Below are 17,368 nucleotides of genomic sequence, written 5' to 3'. Positions count from 1 at the left end.
ATATAACTAACTATACGAATGCGTAAAACCTACACACAAATATTAGTTGCCATTTTATTTCTTTTGGTAACAACAAATGCTTGGGCTCAAGATCGACTACAAGTGCAAGGTTTGGTTTACAATGAAGAGGGAAGACCTATTGAAAATGTTTCTATCTATTTATTATCGGCTAAAACCAAAGCTATTATTAAAACAACACTAACTGACAGGACAGGTGTTTATACTTTGCAAACTGTGCCTAAAGGTGAGTTTGTAATACAGGCAAGTTCCATTGGATATGCAGCGTATGTTTCGAATAGCTTTATAGTGAGCGAAAAAAGCTTAGTTATGGATACTTTTAAGCTGGCCATGGAAGCTAATATTATTAATGAGGTCACGGTTGAGGGTAAAGTTCCTTTAGTTCAACAGCGTGATGGGAAGTTGGTGTTAAATGTAGAGAACTCTACTTTATCAGCGGGTAATAATGCTTTAGATATTCTCCAACGCGCACCTGGGGTTAGTGTGGATAAGGATGAAAATGTTCTGTTAATGGGGCAACAAGGAGCAAATGTAACCATAGACGGTCGGCAGACTTATATGTCAGGGGATCAATTAGCATCTTTTCTTAAAGCGATGGATGGGAGTCAGATTAAGAGTGTAGAAGTAGGAACAGGGCGAATGGCGAAGGATGATGCAGAAGGATCCATAGGAACTATTAATATTGTTTTAAAGAAGAATAGATTAGAGGGGATTAATGGTACTTTTATTGCAAGTGCAGCACAGGGTAATCATGCGCGTGGAAACACTTCATTGAGTGTTAATTATAAGAAGAATAACACATCTTTTTTTGGGATGTACGGTTTTACTTCCGATAAAAGACAGTATGATTTGAATATTAATCGTGTTGTTAAATCGGACATTGTTAATCGTGTTTTTGATCAAAACACGGACATGATTGATGATGATAAGACGCACAATTATCGATTAGGTTTAGAGCATAAGACATCTGAACGGAACACTGTTTTTATGCAGTTTTCAGGTATGCGTTATGATGAGAAGTCTAGCAGTAATAGTTTGACTAAGATGGGGGCAGACGGAATAAAAGTAGATTCTATTTTGCATACTAGTACACAAACTGACGAACCTTTTAATCGTTATTCCTTGAACTTTAATAATGAATTTAAAATTGATTCAAGCGGAAGGAAATTGACATTTGATGTCGACTGGACTGCTTTCAGAAATGAAAACACTATGAATTTTGACTACCGTACGACTGATCCTACTGGGGTCCTTTTATATGAGCCTGAGCTTGAGCGTTCCAGTATGCCTTTGAAAATTGATATTTATGCGGCCAAAGCCGATTACGTGCAGTCAATAGGTAAAGGGAAAATGGAAGTGGGCTTGAAGTATAGCTATGTGAAGTCGGATAACAATCTGGGGTTTGAACATTTTGTAAATGGAGTCTGGCAGGAGTATGAAGGGAGACCTAATTATTTTATTTATAAGGAAAAAGTTTCTGCGGCTTATGTAGATTATAGTCGTGAATTTGGATCTTGGTCTTTAAAATTAGGTTTTAGAGGAGAGCACACAGATTCTGACGGCCACTCGATAACCTTAGGTCGCCGCGAAAAAACTGATTATTTTAAGCTTTTTCCGTCAGCCAATGTAGGTTACGTTGCTACTGAAAATCATGTGTTTTCGTTAAGTTATGCAAAGAAGGTTTCACGACCTAATTATCGTTTTTTAAACCCTTTTGAATATTTCATTGATAAGTTTACTTCACAGCGTGGTAACCCCTATTTAAAGCCTCAGTACACCGATGGGTTTGCTATGAATTATACACTTTATAAGATGTTTAATTTAAGCGTAGGAGCTGATTTTACAAAAGATGCTATGGTTGAGAGTTTAGGACAGGATTCTGAGAGTGGTAAAACCTGGATTACAAGAGATAATTTAGGTAAGAGTTCGACTTCTTATTTCAATGTGAATGCACCGGCACAAATCGGGAAAGTGTGGACGATGAATAACAATTTGACATTGGTGTATATGCATTTTAAAGGACCTATAGCTGGATCGTACCTAAATGATGGACAGGCATTTTTTCAAGGGCGAAGCACCAATAACTTTCGCTTGTCAAAAAGTTTATCAGCAGAGTTGTCTGCTAACTACAACAGTGCTTTTATATATAACGTCTATAAGATCCATGCGCGCTGGGGACTTGACTTAGGCTTTAATTATAATTTTAAAGATCAGAAAAGTTCCTTAAAATTAGCGGGTACTGATTTATTTAAAACACAAAAGAATAATATATCAACAAATTTTGGAGAGTTTGACTCTTTAATTAAGCAATATAATGATAATCGTACCGTACGATTGACATTTACCTATAAATTTGGAAGTTTAAAGCAACAATTGCGAAGAGTCAATACAGATTCTGAGGAGAAGTCAAGAGCGCAATAGGGAAGTGTTTTCTATCGAAGTGAAAATAAAGATAAGACATACGCTATCTTATCTTTATTTGACTGCTTTATTTTTAAGTCTATTTTTTGAAAGGAAAGTAGGCTTTTGCATTATGATAACAAATGTCTGCGAGCATTTGTCCAATAAAAGGAATATCGTTAGGTATAATACCTTGCTTGATATCCTCAGCAAAGATGTTGCATAATAGACGTCTAAAGTATTCATGGCGAGGGAAGGACAACAAGCTGCGCGAATCTGTAAGCATCCCAATGAATCGGCTTATAAGTCCTATGTTGGATAAAGAGTTGATTTGTTTTGTCATTCCATCTAATTGATCATGGAACCACCAGGCTGAACCATATTGTACTTTGCCAATAACAGTGCCATCATTAAAGTTACCTGTCATGGCAGCAAATAAGTCGTTATCTGCTGAGTTTAAATTGTAAATAATTGTTTTCGTAAGTTTTTCTTTCTTATCCAACCGGTCTAAAAATTTACATAATGCAGCTCCTTGTTTAAAATCACCTATACTGTCCCAGCCGCTATCAGCACCCATTTTTGAAAACATACGACTGTTTGTGTTTCTGAAAGCTCCTACATGATATTGTTGAACCCAGTTTTTTTCAAAATCCCATTCAGCGAAGTAAACTAACATAGCTGATTTGAATTTTAGCACTTCTAATTCTGAAAGACTTTTTTGATGTATTGCTCTTTCAAAAATGGCGACGATTTCGCTTTCTGTATATTCTTCAGCGTATACATGGGATAGTCCATGATCAGACACGCAACATCCTTGGCTAGCAAAAAAATCATGTCTTGCGTGTAATGCATCTAAGTAGCTCTGGAATGAGTTAATGGAGATGCCGCTAACCTTCTCTAGCTGCTCTAGATAGTTGTTAAAGTTGGTTAGGTTCTCAATAGCCATTGCTTTATCAGGTCGGAACGCTGGAAACATCTGAAAAGAAGCATTTTGCTTAGCGAATGCTTGATGATGTTCTAAAGAGTCTATAGGATCATCTGTAGTACATATTACTTCAACCTTCATCTGTTTCAGAAGGTTTTGACTACTGTGTGTATCTGCCTTTAATTGGGCGCTCGCATTTTCATAAATGCGTGCTGCAGAAGAAGGGGTGAGCAATTCGTCGATGCCGAAATAACGCTGTAGCTCTAGATGTGTCCAGTGATAAAGTGGGTTTCTCATCGTGTAAGGGATGGTCTCTGCCCATTTCATGAATTTTTCTTCATCTGAAGCATTGCCGGTAATGTAGTGCTCGTCAATACCGTTTGTACGCATTGCTCTCCATTTATAATGATCGCCATACAACCAAGCCTCTGTTAGGTTTTTGAAATTGATGTTGCCGGCAACATCAACTGGAGGTAAATGATTATGATAATCTATAATGGGCAAATCCTTTACATATGCATGGTATAATTCTTCGGCAATATCACTCTGTAATAAAAAGTTGTCTCCTAAAAATTTCATGTTTGCTAATCTTAATTGCGAATTTCTATCAAAACTTAAAATTATTTAACAATAATACTATAATTATGTAAAAATAATTTACGAAAACGATTGATGTTTAATACTTATATTGTATTTTTATTCTACTAATTTTATAGACAAACTGTTAAAAACCCTTCTTTGGTGTAAAAGAGATAGCTATGGAAGGTAATACTCTTTAATGGATGGTATGATTTTAAAGAACGATTTATTAGCGTTAAATGACTTATCCGGATAATATCGGTATCTCATAGGGTAGTTGAAAATTAAACCGCACTTATAAGCTCATGAAATAATTATATATATGAAATATCCATGTTTTTAAAACACAATAACAATAAATAAAAGAAACAGATATTCCATATAGTAGATGAAAATCAAATTTTATATATATGAAAAATTTATTTGTAGTGTGTCTGACACTCTCGATGGGTTTTACTTCTTGTATGCAAGGAGAGACTAAAAAAAAAGAAACCCCTGTACAGGCAAATGAACAAGGTACAAAATACCAATTAGAAGAAGTGTGGGAAACGAAAGATCTGCCGACTCCGGAGTCCGTTCTTTATTCGGCTAAAGATCAAGTTTTATATGTCTCGCTTATTGATGGCGATGCTATGGAGAGGGATGGCAAAGGCGGGATTGCTGTTTTAAATATAGATGGGAGTATAAAAAATAAAGAGTGGTTTACGGGAATGGATGCACCTAAAGGATTAGGGTTACATGAAAACCTGTTGTATGTGGCTGATTTGACCTCCGTTTCTGCGATTGACGTAAGTTCAGGAAAGGAGGTGAGCAAGGTGGAGGTGCCGGGAGCTGTTATGCTGAATGATATAACTGTGGATAATCAGGGGCGTGTTTTCGTTTCGGATACACGTACGAATAAAATACACCTTATTGAAAATGATAATGTTAGTTTATATATAGATAGTGCAGTAGCTGTAAATGGTCTGAAATTTTTAGATGGTAGCCTGTATGCTTTAGTAGGGCCCGAACTGTGGAAAATTGAAGCTGATAAAACGGTAAGTATTGTTGCTAAGGGATTAGAAGAGGGCGGTGATGGTCTTGAGCCTGTAGGTGAGGGAGACTTTTTAGTTACTTGTTGGGCAGGATTGATCTATTATGTTAAAGCCAATGGCGAGATAGAGAAGTTACAGGATACACGTGGAGTCATGAACACAGCTGATTTAGGTTTTAATGCTGAAGCAAACACACTGTACATACCTACATTTAATAGTAATAGTGTAAAAGCTTATAAATTGAAGTAATAGATTTTTTGGAGCTGTTAGAGAAAATAGAAGCTCGCATGTGACCGCATTCTTTTTTAGAGTGAAGTCTATGCGAGTTTTTTTATTACTTTTGAGCATACGGAATTGAGGTTAATCATGAACAATAACGAACTTTACAAGCTTTATAAAAAACACCCCGTTATTTCAACAGACACAAGAAATATAGCGCCTAATTCTATGTTTTTTGCTTTGAAAGGTGATCGGTTTAATGCTAATCAATTTGCTGATTTAGCTTTGGAAAAAGGAGCAAAAGTAGTTGTTATAGATGAAGAAGAATATGCGAAAGATGAGCGATATATCGTAGTAAGCAATGTGCTGCAATCTTTACAAGAGTTGGCCAAGGTGCATAGAAGTCAATTGCGTATCCCGATTATTGGAATTACCGGAACAAATGGGAAGACAACAACGAAAGAATTATTAAATTCTGTACTTTCTGTTCGGTTTAATACGTTTTCTACCGCTGGTAACTTAAATAATCATATAGGTGTTCCTTTAACATTATTAAGCATTGACGAGGAGGTAGAGATTGCGGTAATAGAAATGGGGGCAAATCATCCGGGAGAAATAGATTTTTTGTGCCGCATTGCCCAACCCAGTCATGGTTTGATTACAAATGTAGGTAAAGCGCATTTGGAAGGGTTTGGCTCTTTTGAAGGAGTAAAGAGTACAAAGGCTGAGTTGTATCACTATCTATCAAATCAGGGAGGAACTTTGTTTTTACAAGCGGATAATGAGCACTTACACCATATGCTGGGTGGTTTGTCGATGAAGGAAGTGGTAACTTACGGCTTAGGTTCCGGAAAAGATATAACGGGAACATTGATTTCTGCTGATCCAATGTTGTCTGTTTGTTGGCAAAAGAAAGGTGCTATTAATCAATATACAGCTGACACCCACCTTACCGGTACTTATAATCTGGAAAACATTTTAGCTTCAGTTGCTGTTGGAAATCATTTTGGACTGACAGCTGAACAAATAAATAAAGGCTTAAACATTTATAAACCAACAAATAATCGATCTCAAGTGATTCAAACTGCTACAAATCGAATTATTGCAGATTATTATAATGCGAATTCGAGTAGTATGTTAGCCGCGTTAGATAATTTATCTCATTTAAAGTCTACTTATAAAGTAGCTGTTTTAGGAGATATGTTTGAAATGGGAGAAGAATCAAAAGGTGAACACCAACGTGTTTTAGATAAAGCACTAAGTCTAGGATTGAGTAGAGTGATATTTGTTGGAGAGATGTTTTTTTCGCTACAGAATGAGAGAGCCGAATTCTATAGAGATATTAATGATGCTAAAAAGGGCTTGTCCAATTCTCCAATTAAGGATAGTACCGTGTTGTTAAAAGCATCGAGAGGAATGGCTTTTGAAAACCTTATTGACCTTTTATAAAGTTTTTTGTGTTTTAGTCAGGAAACTAAACTACCGTTTGTTTTTGAAAACAAACGGTAGTTTATACTAAATTAATACCTTTTATTCTTCTACTTCTAAGTTAAAAGACAATCTTTTTTCCTTATCAATAAGCTGAGCGATATTTGTGTCATTTAAAATTTGCAGCATAGCGTTTCTTACATCAATGAAAGTGTCACGAATACCACAGGCGTGTTCTTCAACGCATTCATCACACGGGCGATAAAAGTTTAAGCTCACGCAAGGAAGTAAGGCAATCGGGCCATCAATGAGTCGCATAACCTGTGATAGGTAAATGTCTTCGGGTGCTTTATTCAGACTATATCCCCCTCCAGCACCTTTCTTGGAATACAGAATACCAGCATTCCGCATTTCTAAAAGTATCTGCTCTAAGAACTTTTTGGGAATGCGCTCTTCCTCTGCTATCTTAACAATCTGCATAGGATCATTGCCATAATTACGACCTAACACCATTAAGGCCTTAATTGCATATTTTGTTTTCTTAGAAAGCATAAATTAGTTCTTAAAAATTCTGTACTTCCGCAAAGATACGCAAATAAGTTCTTTTAATAAACTATTGCCCAAGTACTTCAACAATAGGTTTTCCTATACTTCCATTGGGTTCGGTAATGTGTAGAAGTGCTGATATAGTCGGTGCGATATCGATAATTTGAACAGCTTTATTACTTACACCTTGTTTTATTCCCCAGCCCATAAAAACTAGAGGTATGTGGGAGTCGTATGGTGACCAAACACCGTGTGTGGTGCCAGTTGAACGAGGGCTACTGTCATACCATTGAGGGTCCGCTACGATCTGTATAGCGCCGCTGTTTCGGCGATTGTAACCGTTAATAATTTTCTCTTGAATTGGTGCTGGAATAAACATATTTTGGTTTCCTTCCATGTCCACCACATAGTTAACACCTTCTACTGTATAAAGATGTTTGATAATAGTTTCCTTCACCTTAGTCCGGTCTAACTTTAAAGAATCAATCACCGGGTAATTTAAATGAACTTGATAATTCATCAAACTACGAACAAGTTTGTCTGTGCCAAAATTTTCTTCCAATAAAGTGTTCAGGTCACGTTGTACTTGACGTGAAAAGAAATATCCTCCGTTTCCACGTTCATCTGTATAATACATAGGGTTGTAAGATACAGCATGGTCTGCGGTTAGGAATAGAGTATATTCACCTTTGCCTACATGTTCATCTAAATAGTTGAGGAACTCTTCGATTTCTTGATCAAGGCGTAGATAAGTATCTTCAATTTCTACAGATGATAGCGAATAACGGTGACCGATATAATCCGTGGAAGATAAGCTTACACATAAGAAATCTGTGTGTCCTGTAGGGTTGCTCCCTAATTGCTCTTGTTCAATAGCAGTTTTCGCGAAATCCAGTGTGAATTTATTTCCCTGTGGTGTTGTTTTTAAAAGTTCATAACCTATGTCTTTCATCAGCTCTGATGTTTTTCTAGGGAGTGTAGGGCTAGTTTCCCCGGGCCATTTTCCTTCGTAGGGGTTGTCGTCGTCAATACTTTGTGTGTATGTGTCTATAGGATACAAAGTAGCCCAATCTTCTTTTAGATAGCGCTCAGGAAGCTTCTTTTTGTTGAATCTATTTACCCACTCTGGTAGCTGCTCCATATAAAAACTACTACTTATCCAATTGCCAGATTTAGCTTCAAACCAGTAAGCTGCATTTGCAAAATGTCCTGCAGGTAAAATTCCGCCACGATCTTTGATGGAAATACCTATTACTTTTGACTGGAAGTTGGTTGCTAACTTTAGTTCATCTGTTACTGTAGATGTTAATAAATTTCGAGGCGATTGTTTGCCATCACGCTCATTAGTCCCCACGCCTTCTACGTAGTCATCTTGGGTGCAATACATGGGTTGTCCTGTTGCTTGTATGATCCAATCGTTACCCGCTATCCCGTGTATAGAGGGAACCGAGCCTGTGTAAACAGAACTGTGACCTATAGCTGTAAAAGTAGGAATATAATTTATTACGGTATTTTCACAGGAAAATCCATCATTTAATAAGCGTTTAAAACCACCCTCTCCATAACGATTAGCAAAACGATAAAGGTAATCCCACCGCATCTGGTCTACCATTAATCCAACCATTAGTTTAGGGCGTTTTGGTTGTGCATATGTTTGAAAAGAAAAAATTATCGCGAGTGCGCTAGTACAAAGAAATCTCCAATTCATAATGATTTGCGTTTTAGGAATGAGAGGTTAAAGATAAGTGATTTTTAAGGAATCTCCCTGTATAAGATTCGTTACAATTTATCAATTCTTCGGGTGTACCCGTAAAAACAACCTTTCCTCCTTTGTTTCCTCCCTCGGGACCAATGTCGATAACCCAATCTGCAGTTTTAATCATTTCCATATTGTGTTCTATGACTAAGATGCTGTTCCCCAGGTTAATCAAGGCATTAAAAGCGCTTAGTAATTTTTGAATGTCATGAAAATGCAAGCCTGTGGTCGGCTCGTCAAAAATAAAGAGGGTGCGTTTACTATTGTTCCCTTTTATTAAGAAAGAGGCAAGTTTGATACGTTGAGCTTCTCCGCCCGAAAGCGTGCTGGAACGTTGTCCTAACATAACATAGCCTAGACCAACATCCTGTAAAGGTTGTATTTTGGCAATTATTTTTGGCTGGTCGGCAAAGAAAACAATAGCTTCGTCCACGCTTAGTTCTAAAATGTCTGCTACAGATTTTTCGTTGTACGTTACGTCGAGTACATGTTGTTTGAAGCGTTTTCCATTACATGCTTCGCAAGGTAGAGAGATATCTGCCATAAATTGCATCTCTATTTTTACCTCACCATCTCCCTGGCAAATATCACAACGGCCTCCGTCAACATTAAACGAGAAAGCTGATGGTTTTAAGCCTGCTGCTTTTGCTGCTGGTAAAGCAGCAAAAACTGCTCGTATCTCATCCCAACCTTTTACATAGGTTACCGGGTTTGATCTCGATGATCGGCCGATTGGGTTTTGATCAATCATTTCAACTTGCTCGATGATATCTATGTCCCCCTCAAGACTATCAAATATCCCTGTTTGCTCTCCCGAATAACTGCCAATAGCTTTTTGTAGTGCAGGGTAAAGAATACGCTTTACTAAAGAGGTTTTTCCTGAACCTGAGACACCTGTTACCACAGTAAAAGTGTGAAGAGGAAATGTAACGTCAATGCCCTGTAGATTGTTTTCCCAAGCACCTTTGACCACAAGTTTTTCTGTCCATTTACGACGTTGGGTAGGTATTGGTATAAAGAGGTCACCATTTAGGTATTTGCCCGTTAAGCTTTTATTATCTTTCAAGATTTCATCATAAGTACCAGCAAATACAAGTTTTCCACCATTAACGCCAGCTTCCGGACCAATATCGATTAAATAATCAGCAGCTTCCATCATTTCTTGTTCATGCTCTACCACGATAACCGTATTGCCGATATCACGTAAAGACTTTAAAACGGTGATTAGCCGTTGCGTGTCTCGGGGATGTAAGCCAATACTAGGCTCGTCGAGTACATATATAGATCCTACTAAGGAACTTCCTAATGAAGTTGCTAAATTGATTCGTTGAGATTCCCCTCCAGATAGTGTGTTGCTTAGACGGTTTAGGGTCAGGTAGCTTAAGCCTACATCACATAAAAATTGAAGCCTATTTATAATTTCAGCTAGAAGACGTTTAGCAATTATTTGCTCATTGTCAGTAAGTGAAAGTGCTTTAAATATCGCCAAGGCCTCATCTAGGGGGAGAAGTACAATATCGATGATTGATTTCCCCTGTATTTTTACATACGTAGCATCTTTTCGTAGACGCGTGCCTAAGCAGTCCGGGCAAGTGGTTTTTCCTCGGTACCTCGACAGCATTACGCGGTATTGAATTTTGTAAGTCTGTTTTTCGAGATCGATAAAAAAGTCGTTCAGACCTTCAAAATATTTATTGCCGGTCCATAACAGCTCTTGTTGCTCTTTGGTTAAATCCGAATAGGAACGGTGTATAGGAAAATCAAACTTTAAAGCTGTTTTTATTAATTTGTCCAACCATTCGCCCATTTTTTCACCTCGCCAAGGGGCAATTGCACCATCATATACCGATTTGCTTTTATCAGGAATAACTAGGTCTGGGTCTATGCCCACCACTTTCCCATAGCCTTCACAGCGTTTACACGCTCCATAAGGATTATTAAAGCTGAAAAAGTTAGGAGTGGGCTCTTCAAAAGTGATCCCGTCCAACTCAAACTTATCTGAATAATGCTTTTTTTCTTCATTTACTTGAACAAAACACTCTCCTTTTCCTTCAAAAAATGCCGTTTGTAATGAATCCGCTATTCTACTATAAGTTTCTTCTTCTTTATCTAAGCGTATACGGTCAATAACAATTTGTATCTCCTCATCTTTGAAGCTACGATTTTTTATCGTTTTATCTTCTATAATATCCTCTATCTTCTGTATACTGTCTTCAAATAAAACACGAACAAAGCCTTTCTGTAGCAGTAAAGAAAGTTCTTCTTTCAGTTTTCTACCGCTTGAAGCGCTCAACCCAGCAAATAAGGTCACTGTACTGTCCTCTGGCTCTAGCATCAATTCATCAATGATACTGGAAACAGAGTCTTTTTTTACAATATCCCCTGATATAGGGGAGTATGTCTTACCTATACGTGCAAATAATAATTTTAAATAGTCGTATATTTCTGTTGATGTCCCCACCGTAGAACGGGGGTTTGATGTAATTACCTTTTGTTCAATAGCAATAGCAGGGGCAATGCCTTTTATATAATCCACTTCAGGTTTATGCATGCGCCCCATAAATTGACGAGCATAGGCCGATAAGCTTTCTACGTAGCGACGCTGTCCCTCCGCATAAAGTGTGTCGAAGGCGAGCGATGATTTGCCCGAACCGGACATACCCGTTATGACAATAAGTTTGTTTTTAGGGATATTAACATCAATATTTTTAAGGTTGTTCACACGCGCACCTTTAATTTGTATATAGGATTTGGCGTTTTCTTCCGATTTGTTTGACATACGCTACAAAGTTAAGTAAACTTTGAGTTATAAACTCAAAAACGTATGGGCTTATTATGTAATCGTAAGCTATGGTATGGTAAGTTATCTTCCTTGTAACTTTCTCAGTATACGTGTGTAACGGAACAAAATATTATCATACCATAATGTGAATGCCAATAATAAAGCCGGGAGAAAAAGTGTTTTTACTTTAAGGGAAGGATACGCAAAAGCGGCTAGTACTCCTCCTCCGAAGAAAAATAAAATAATAATAATTTTCAGTTTAGCGTCTTTACGGGTTGTGTGTAAAGCTACCTGTTCTTTCCGGAAAACTAAGCGAGATAAATCAAGGCCTAAATCTGTGAATAAACCTGTCAGATGTGTTGTCCTGACCACAGAGCGAGAAATCTTTGTAACTAGAGCATTTTGCAAGCCCATAGAAAACAGTAAAATGCATGATAAGAACAAAGGTGAAATATTGTAGTTAATATACTTGGTAAGGGGAGATAGAGCTACAAGAATTAGGAGGCATAACTCCATAGTGATAGGTGTAATGTAGGTATAACGTGGACCTCTTTGAGAAAAATGTTCCATTAATAAGCCAGATGTAAAAGCTCCGAGAAGGAAGCATAGTACATACATGAAGAAAATAAATGCTAAAGAATAATCTTCTAAATAAATTTCCTCAGATAACAGTGTGATGTGTCCGGTGACGTTTGTTGTTAATGTATTAAAAGATAATAGGCCGCATATATTTACCATCCCTGCAACGGCAGATAATAAAGATGCCAATCGGAGGTTGTGAGAGAAAGTACGTCGTGCGCCAACATGTTTAAACATAGATAGTGCTCGCTGATTAATGAGTCTTAAAGTTATCCAATAAAAATATGAAAAGCGAATGTTGTATTATTTGAAGCTATTCCTCTTCACTGAGAGCGTCCGTGTTACTTTTTTCGTTGTTAACCAATTGAGCAAGCAGCTTGTCCACCTCTTCTTCTGAGGCTGTGAGTTTAGTTTTACAGATGAGAATCAGCTCGGAGGCTCGGCGGATTTTTTCTGTTAATTCATCGACACTCGTTTCTCCTGTTTCAATAGCGTTAACTATGGCCTGAAGCTCTTCAAATGCATCGTTGTATGTGTATTCTTTTGTCATTGCTCGTCGTGTTTAGTAGTAATACGTGCTGTTATTTTTCCGGAGAACAGCTCTATTTCTATGGTGTCCTCAGGTTTTAATCTCTTTGTCTCTGTGATTGCTTTATTATTTATTCGACTGATACTGAAGCCACGTTTTAATAGTTCTTTCGGGTCAGCAAGTTTTAGCAATCGTTGGCTGTTCTCTAGGTGCATAAATTGTTCTTTCAAAAGTTGTTTGCCCCCGTTTTTTAGTGCCACTTCTGTCTGGGTAAGTATGTTATTGGCACGGGCTAAAAGAGACTTGCTGTTCCAGGATATAGTTTCTGAAAATTGTTTTAAAAGGAAATATTCCTTTTCAAATTTATTTTGCACAGCTTGTAATATGCGGCGCTGTGCCTCATCAATAGGTATGGCAAAGTTGTGAAATTTTTGAATTAAAAAATCGGCTAATTCACTGGGGGTAATGGCATTTTTATAAGCTACCATTTCACTAACGGTCTCATTGGTTGAGTGTCCAATTCCCGTAATAACGGGAATTGGAAAGATAGCTATTGCTTTTGCTAAAAGGTAGTTATTGTATGACGATAACCCCACCTCTCCTCCTCCTCCTCGAATAATAGCCACAGTGTCGTATTTATCTGTATGCTCTGCAATAACAGCTAACTGATTGATAATAGAAGGGATAGATTTGTCCCCTTGTAATAAGGCTGGGTATAGGGTATACTCAAAGTGATAGCCCCAAGGGTTATGTTTAATTATTTTAAAAAAATCAGATAAACCTTTGCTCGTTTCGACGGAAATGATGGCAAGCCTTTTTGCTAGGGTCGGAAATGGCAATTGACGGTTGGCGTCAAATAAACCTTCTTGTTTTAGTTTAGCAATACTCTCTTTTTTTTCTTTTTCAAGCTCCCCCAGAACAAACGTAGGATCAATATCTACTATTTTTAAACTTAGCCCGTACATAGGGTCATAAGATACACCAGCTTGAAATAGTATAGTAATACCTTCGCGTAAGGGCTCGCCAAGAAGGTCTAAGAATAATTTGTTAATACGCTGATAGTCCGATTTCCAGAGAACAGATCGTATTTCGGCGACAATTCTTCCATCTTTCTTTTCAACCAGTTCTGGGTAGCAATGCCCGGAGTGAGAATAATGATTGAGTTTGTTCATCTCGGCTTTAATCCAATAAAGACTCCTGTAGCGTTCGGCTATTGTTTTTTGAATGCTTCGAGAAACCTCTAAAAGAGAGAAAATAGTTTTATTATCTATAAGCTCTGGCATACATCAAAGATAGAATTAATCTGTTGTTTATCGATGACTTGTTCACTTTGAGATTTATTTTATAGATTTATGATATACATTGTAAACAGTATAGTTATGAGTTTATGTGCTACTTTTCGAAGCTTTATTTTTTTATGCATAGTGCTTTTTGGTCAAGCTGTTTTTGGTCAATACAAGCAAACGCTTGTTAATACTACTGTGTTGTTAGAAAATAAACAGAAAGGAATACCATTCGTCGGGCTTGATCAGTTGAAAATTGCAGTACTGGGATCGGATATGGAGAAGTACGAGCGTTTTGTGCAAGTGGCTAAGCTTTATACAGAGGTTGATAGTTATAGTTTCTTAGAGTATTTAAATAGTGAAAAGAAATATAATATGCTCATTGTGGTGGGAAGCATGGCAGAATTGAGCGATGCTTCTGACGGCCTGCTTAAAAGAGCAGTGGAGAAAAAGATTAATATAGTCTTTGTTGCTTTTGATGAAGTGGCTATTGTGAATCAAAGAAGGAAAGATCTGTCTTCACGTTTTGCTCTGCTTGCGCAACCAGACGCCCGAGAAGAAGGACAGTGTCATGCAGCAATGTCTCTGTTCGGCGGAGCTGCCATAACCCAGGGAAGCAACAAAACAGAACAGACCCGCATACAACAATACTCCTCGTTGTTGAATGACAATGCTAAGGCAATGCAAATGCTCTTAAAGATTGACGCTGTTGCAGAAGAAGCCATACATGCTCAGGCAACACCGGGAATGGTGGTACTTGCGCTTAAAGATGGGCAGGTTCTATTTAATAAAGCTTACGGTAAACATACTTATTCGGACAATGAACCTACTAAGGCCACTGATATTTTTGACTTGGCCTCCATTAGTAAAATTGTAGCGACAACCCCCATTATCATGCGTCTTTATGATGACAAACTCATCCAATTAGACACTCCTGTTTCACATTATATTCCCGCACTTAAAAACACCGATAAAGCATCCATTAGCTTACGTAGTGTATTGTTGCATGAAGCGGGTTTTACACCTTTTATTCCATTCTATCGTGCTCTTAAAGTGGGGGATTTGCAGCAAGAGGAAGATGAACACCATCTTGTTAAGGTCGCTGATAGTGCATATTTGCGTAATAACTACTATGAAGATATTATGTGGCCGGAAATGCTAAGGTCTAAACTAGGCAAGCAAGGTAGCTATCTGTATAGTGATATTAGTATGTATATGATGAAGGAACTTGCAGAGGCCTTGACCCATAGACCTATAGACAGTTATGCCGATGAACTTTTGTATAGACCTCTAGGTATGCAAACTACTGGTTTTAAGCCAAGGGAACGATTTGATAAAGAGCGTATCGTACCAACACAGCATGATACTTCTTTTCGTAAAGTATTATTGCAGGGATATGTGCACGATGAAGGGGCTGCTATGGCGGGCGGTGTAGCAGGCCATGCAGGTCTTTTTGCGTCAGCCAATGATTTAGCCATCTATGCGCAAATGCTATTAAATAGAGGGGCATATGGTGGCACTCGATACTTTCAACCGGAAACGGTTGATCTTTTCACCTCGAAGCAGTCGCAAACAAGCCGACGGGGTTTAGGGTTTGATCGAGCCGATACGACATCGAAAAGCGGGTATCCTTCCAAAAAAGCAGGGGCGTCCGTCTTTGGCCATACAGGCTATACAGGGACTGCCTTGTGGATTGATCCCGAAAATCAACTTATATACATTTTTTTATCCAATAGAGTACACCCTCAGGTTACAAACAAACTATTTGATCTTAATATAAGAAGTCGCATACAAGATGTGATTTACGATTTTGTAGCTGATTTTTAGCCGAACAAGGCTCGGAAAAGATCTTCTAAAGTTGCCATTGGTCGAATAGCAATGTTATATTTTTTTGCATCCAGACCTTTCGTATTATATTTAGAAATGAATATTCCTTCAAAGCCTAATTTTTCGGCTTCAGCTATACGTTGTTCAATACGGTTTACTGCTCTAATTTCTCCTGAAAGGCCTACTTCTCCTGCAAAAGCGAGTTGACTGGCTAGCGGAATATCTTGTTGTGAGGAAATAAGTGCGGCAATTACAGATAGGTCAATCGCTGGGTCTTCAACTCGGATGCCTCCTGCAATATTTAAGAACACATCTTGTGCACTGAGACGAAAGCCGAACCGTTTTTCTAATACAGCTAGTAACATGCTTAATCTTTTTGTGTCAAAGCCTGTTGATGTCCGTTGGGGTGTGCCGAAGGCAGAGTTGCTGACTAGCGCTTGCACTTCGATCATAATAGGGCGTACACCTTCTAACATCGCCGCAATAGCAACGCCGCTTACGGGTGCTTCTCGCTGGGAAAGCATAATTTCTGAGGGGTTTGAAACCTCCCGCAGGCCAGAGCCTTGCATCTCGTAAATTCCCAGCTCGGAAGAGGAGCCGAAACGATTTTTTACTGATCGTAGAATACGGTATACATGGTGTCTATCTCCTTCAAACTGCAACACAGTATCGACCATGTGTTCTAGGACCTTTGGTCCCGCTATGGATCCGTCTTTGGTGATGTGTCCGACAATTAACACCGGTGTTGATGTTTCTTTAGCGAATCTTAAAAGTTCGGCCGTACATTCTCGTACCTGTGACACAGAGCCCGGGGCAGATTCGATCTGCGAAGAGTGTAAGGTCTGTATAGAATCTATAACTACTAAATCAGGTTTGACAACTTCTATTTGTTTGAATATATTTTGTGTAGCAGTTTCTGTTAGAATATAACAGTTTGCCGTTGAGTTTTGTGATAGGCGTTCGGCACGCATTTTTATTTGTTGTTCACTTTCTTCTCCTGATATATAAAGCGTTTTAACAGCAGGAATAGACAGTGCAAGCTGAAGCATGAGTGTGGATTTGCCAATCCCCGGTTCTCCACCGATCAGGACCATAGATCCAGGTACTATACCGCCGCCAAGGACTCGGTTAAACTCTCGGTCTGGAGTTTGGATACGCTGTTCATCCTGATATACAATTTCATTAATAACGGCGGCTTTATTTGCTCGCTTCGTGCTGTTGGCAGATGTAGAGCTGCGCCACTCTGGTATTTTTGAGCCCGTTTTTTCCACCACCTCCTCTACCATCGTGTTCCATTGTTTACACGAGGGACATTGCCCGAGCCATTTTGCAGATTCGTAACCACACTCTTGGCAGAAATATGCCGATTTTGATTTTGCCATTTCACGAAATTAACAAAAAGAGAAGACTATTTTGTGAAATGTAAGTGTAACTAATTTACTTTCTTTACGACATATGGATTT

At 38.3% G+C, this 17,368-nt stretch carries 12 protein-coding genes; 4 read left to right on the top strand and 8 right to left on the bottom strand.

Annotated elements, in window-relative coordinates:
* Positions 1-18 precede the first annotated feature (18 nt).
* Entirely contained in the window at positions 19-2,439 is a 2,421-nt protein-coding gene (locus ORI89_RS03125) for an outer membrane beta-barrel family protein (protein WP_268228968.1), read from the top strand.
* Between the two features lie 79 nt (positions 2,440-2,518).
* Here ORI89_RS03125 and uxaC read toward each other — a convergent pair whose 3' ends face one another.
* Entirely contained in the window at positions 2,519-3,922 is a 1,404-nt protein-coding gene (gene uxaC / locus ORI89_RS03120) for a glucuronate isomerase (protein ID WP_268228967.1), read from the bottom strand.
* Positions 3,923-4,332: 410 nt separating this feature from the next.
* Between uxaC and ORI89_RS03115 the strand changes: the two genes are divergently transcribed.
* Positions 4,333-5,205, top strand: coding sequence for an SMP-30/gluconolactonase/LRE family protein (locus ORI89_RS03115; protein WP_268228966.1), 873 nt, complete (start codon positions 4,333-4,335; stop codon positions 5,203-5,205).
* 117 nt (positions 5,206-5,322) lie between these two features.
* Positions 5,323-6,624, top strand: coding sequence for a UDP-N-acetylmuramoyl-tripeptide--D-alanyl-D-alanine ligase (locus ORI89_RS03110; protein ID WP_268228965.1), 1,302 nt, complete (start codon positions 5,323-5,325; stop codon positions 6,622-6,624).
* A gap of 81 nt (positions 6,625-6,705) precedes the next feature.
* Here the strand turns inward: ORI89_RS03110 and ORI89_RS03105 are convergent, their stop codons facing one another.
* The 6 genes from ORI89_RS03105 to xseA form a co-directional block, all read right to left on the bottom strand.
* The gene (locus ORI89_RS03105) at positions 6,706-7,155 is read right to left on the bottom strand and encodes an RrF2 family transcriptional regulator (protein WP_268228964.1); all 450 of its coding nucleotides are present in this window, start codon (positions 7,153-7,155) and stop codon (positions 6,706-6,708) included.
* 61 nt (positions 7,156-7,216) lie between these two features.
* Positions 7,217-8,857: an alkaline phosphatase PafA gene (gene pafA, locus ORI89_RS03100; RefSeq protein WP_268228963.1), complete on the bottom strand. Its 1,641-nt coding sequence runs from the start codon at positions 8,855-8,857 to the stop codon at positions 7,217-7,219.
* A 13-nt stretch (positions 8,858-8,870) separates the two neighbouring features.
* Positions 8,871-11,684 (bottom strand): excinuclease ABC subunit UvrA, encoded by a 2,814-nt coding sequence (uvrA, locus tag ORI89_RS03095; RefSeq protein WP_268228962.1) that lies wholly within the window; start codon positions 11,682-11,684, stop codon positions 8,871-8,873.
* Positions 11,685-11,768: 84 nt separating this feature from the next.
* On the bottom strand, positions 11,769-12,503 hold the full coding sequence (locus ORI89_RS03090) for a YoaK family protein (protein WP_268228961.1): 735 nt from the start codon (positions 12,501-12,503) through the stop codon (positions 11,769-11,771).
* Between the two features lie 76 nt (positions 12,504-12,579).
* Positions 12,580-12,816 (bottom strand): exodeoxyribonuclease VII small subunit, encoded by a 237-nt coding sequence (gene xseB / locus ORI89_RS03085; protein ID WP_268228960.1) that lies wholly within the window; start codon positions 12,814-12,816, stop codon positions 12,580-12,582.
* The gene (gene xseA, locus ORI89_RS03080) at positions 12,813-14,078 is read right to left on the bottom strand and encodes an exodeoxyribonuclease VII large subunit (RefSeq protein ID WP_268228959.1); all 1,266 of its coding nucleotides are present in this window, start codon (positions 14,076-14,078) and stop codon (positions 12,813-12,815) included. Before xseA ends, xseB begins: the two co-directional genes overlap by 4 nt.
* A 69-nt stretch (positions 14,079-14,147) precedes the next feature.
* On the opposite strand from xseA, the gene ORI89_RS03075 reads away from it, so the two are divergent.
* On the top strand, positions 14,148-15,905 hold the full coding sequence (locus tag ORI89_RS03075) for a serine hydrolase domain-containing protein (protein ID WP_268228958.1): 1,758 nt from the start codon (positions 14,148-14,150) through the stop codon (positions 15,903-15,905).
* Here the strand turns inward: ORI89_RS03075 and radA are convergent.
* Positions 15,902-17,287 carry a DNA repair protein RadA gene (gene radA / locus ORI89_RS03070; protein ID WP_268228957.1) on the bottom strand — a complete coding sequence of 462 codons (1,386 nt, stop codon included), beginning with the start codon at positions 17,285-17,287 and terminating at the stop codon, positions 15,902-15,904. The two genes, ORI89_RS03075 and radA, sit on opposite strands and share 4 nt — an antisense overlap.
* Between the last annotated feature and the right edge of the window lie 81 nt (positions 17,288-17,368).

The organism is Sphingobacterium sp. UT-1RO-CII-1 (assembly GCF_026711005.1).
Classification (GTDB): domain Bacteria; phylum Bacteroidota; class Bacteroidia; order Sphingobacteriales; family Sphingobacteriaceae; genus Sphingobacterium.
This window is presented reverse-complemented; position numbering and strand designations above follow the sequence as displayed.

What these genes read in the sequence shown, in the direction of transcription:
- pafA (WP_268228963.1), bottom strand. Translation starts at nt 8,857, where the DNA reads ATGAATTGGAGATTTCTTTGTACTAGCGCACTCGCGATAATTTTTTCT.
- ORI89_RS03075 (WP_268228958.1), top strand. Translation starts at nt 14,148, where the DNA reads ATGATATACATTGTAAACAGTATAGTTATGAGTTTATGTGCTACTTTT.
- radA (WP_268228957.1), bottom strand. Translation starts at nt 17,287, where the DNA reads ATGGCAAAATCAAAATCGGCATATTTCTGCCAAGAGTGTGGTTACGAA.
- xseA (WP_268228959.1), bottom strand. Translation starts at nt 14,078, where the DNA reads ATGCCAGAGCTTATAGATAATAAAACTATTTTCTCTCTTTTAGAGGTT.
- ORI89_RS03105 (WP_268228964.1), bottom strand. Translation starts at nt 7,155, where the DNA reads ATGCTTTCTAAGAAAACAAAATATGCAATTAAGGCCTTAATGGTGTTA.
- ORI89_RS03125 (WP_268228968.1), top strand. Translation starts at nt 19, where the DNA reads ATGCGTAAAACCTACACACAAATATTAGTTGCCATTTTATTTCTTTTG.
- ORI89_RS03090 (WP_268228961.1), bottom strand. Translation starts at nt 12,503, where the DNA reads ATGTTTAAACATGTTGGCGCACGACGTACTTTCTCTCACAACCTCCGA.
- uxaC (WP_268228967.1), bottom strand. Translation starts at nt 3,922, where the DNA reads ATGAAATTTTTAGGAGACAACTTTTTATTACAGAGTGATATTGCCGAA.
- ORI89_RS03110 (WP_268228965.1), top strand. Translation starts at nt 5,323, where the DNA reads ATGAACAATAACGAACTTTACAAGCTTTATAAAAAACACCCCGTTATT.
- uvrA (WP_268228962.1), bottom strand. Translation starts at nt 11,684, where the DNA reads ATGTCAAACAAATCGGAAGAAAACGCCAAATCCTATATACAAATTAAA.
- xseB (WP_268228960.1), bottom strand. Translation starts at nt 12,816, where the DNA reads ATGACAAAAGAATACACATACAACGATGCATTTGAAGAGCTTCAGGCC.
- ORI89_RS03115 (WP_268228966.1), top strand. Translation starts at nt 4,333, where the DNA reads ATGAAAAATTTATTTGTAGTGTGTCTGACACTCTCGATGGGTTTTACT.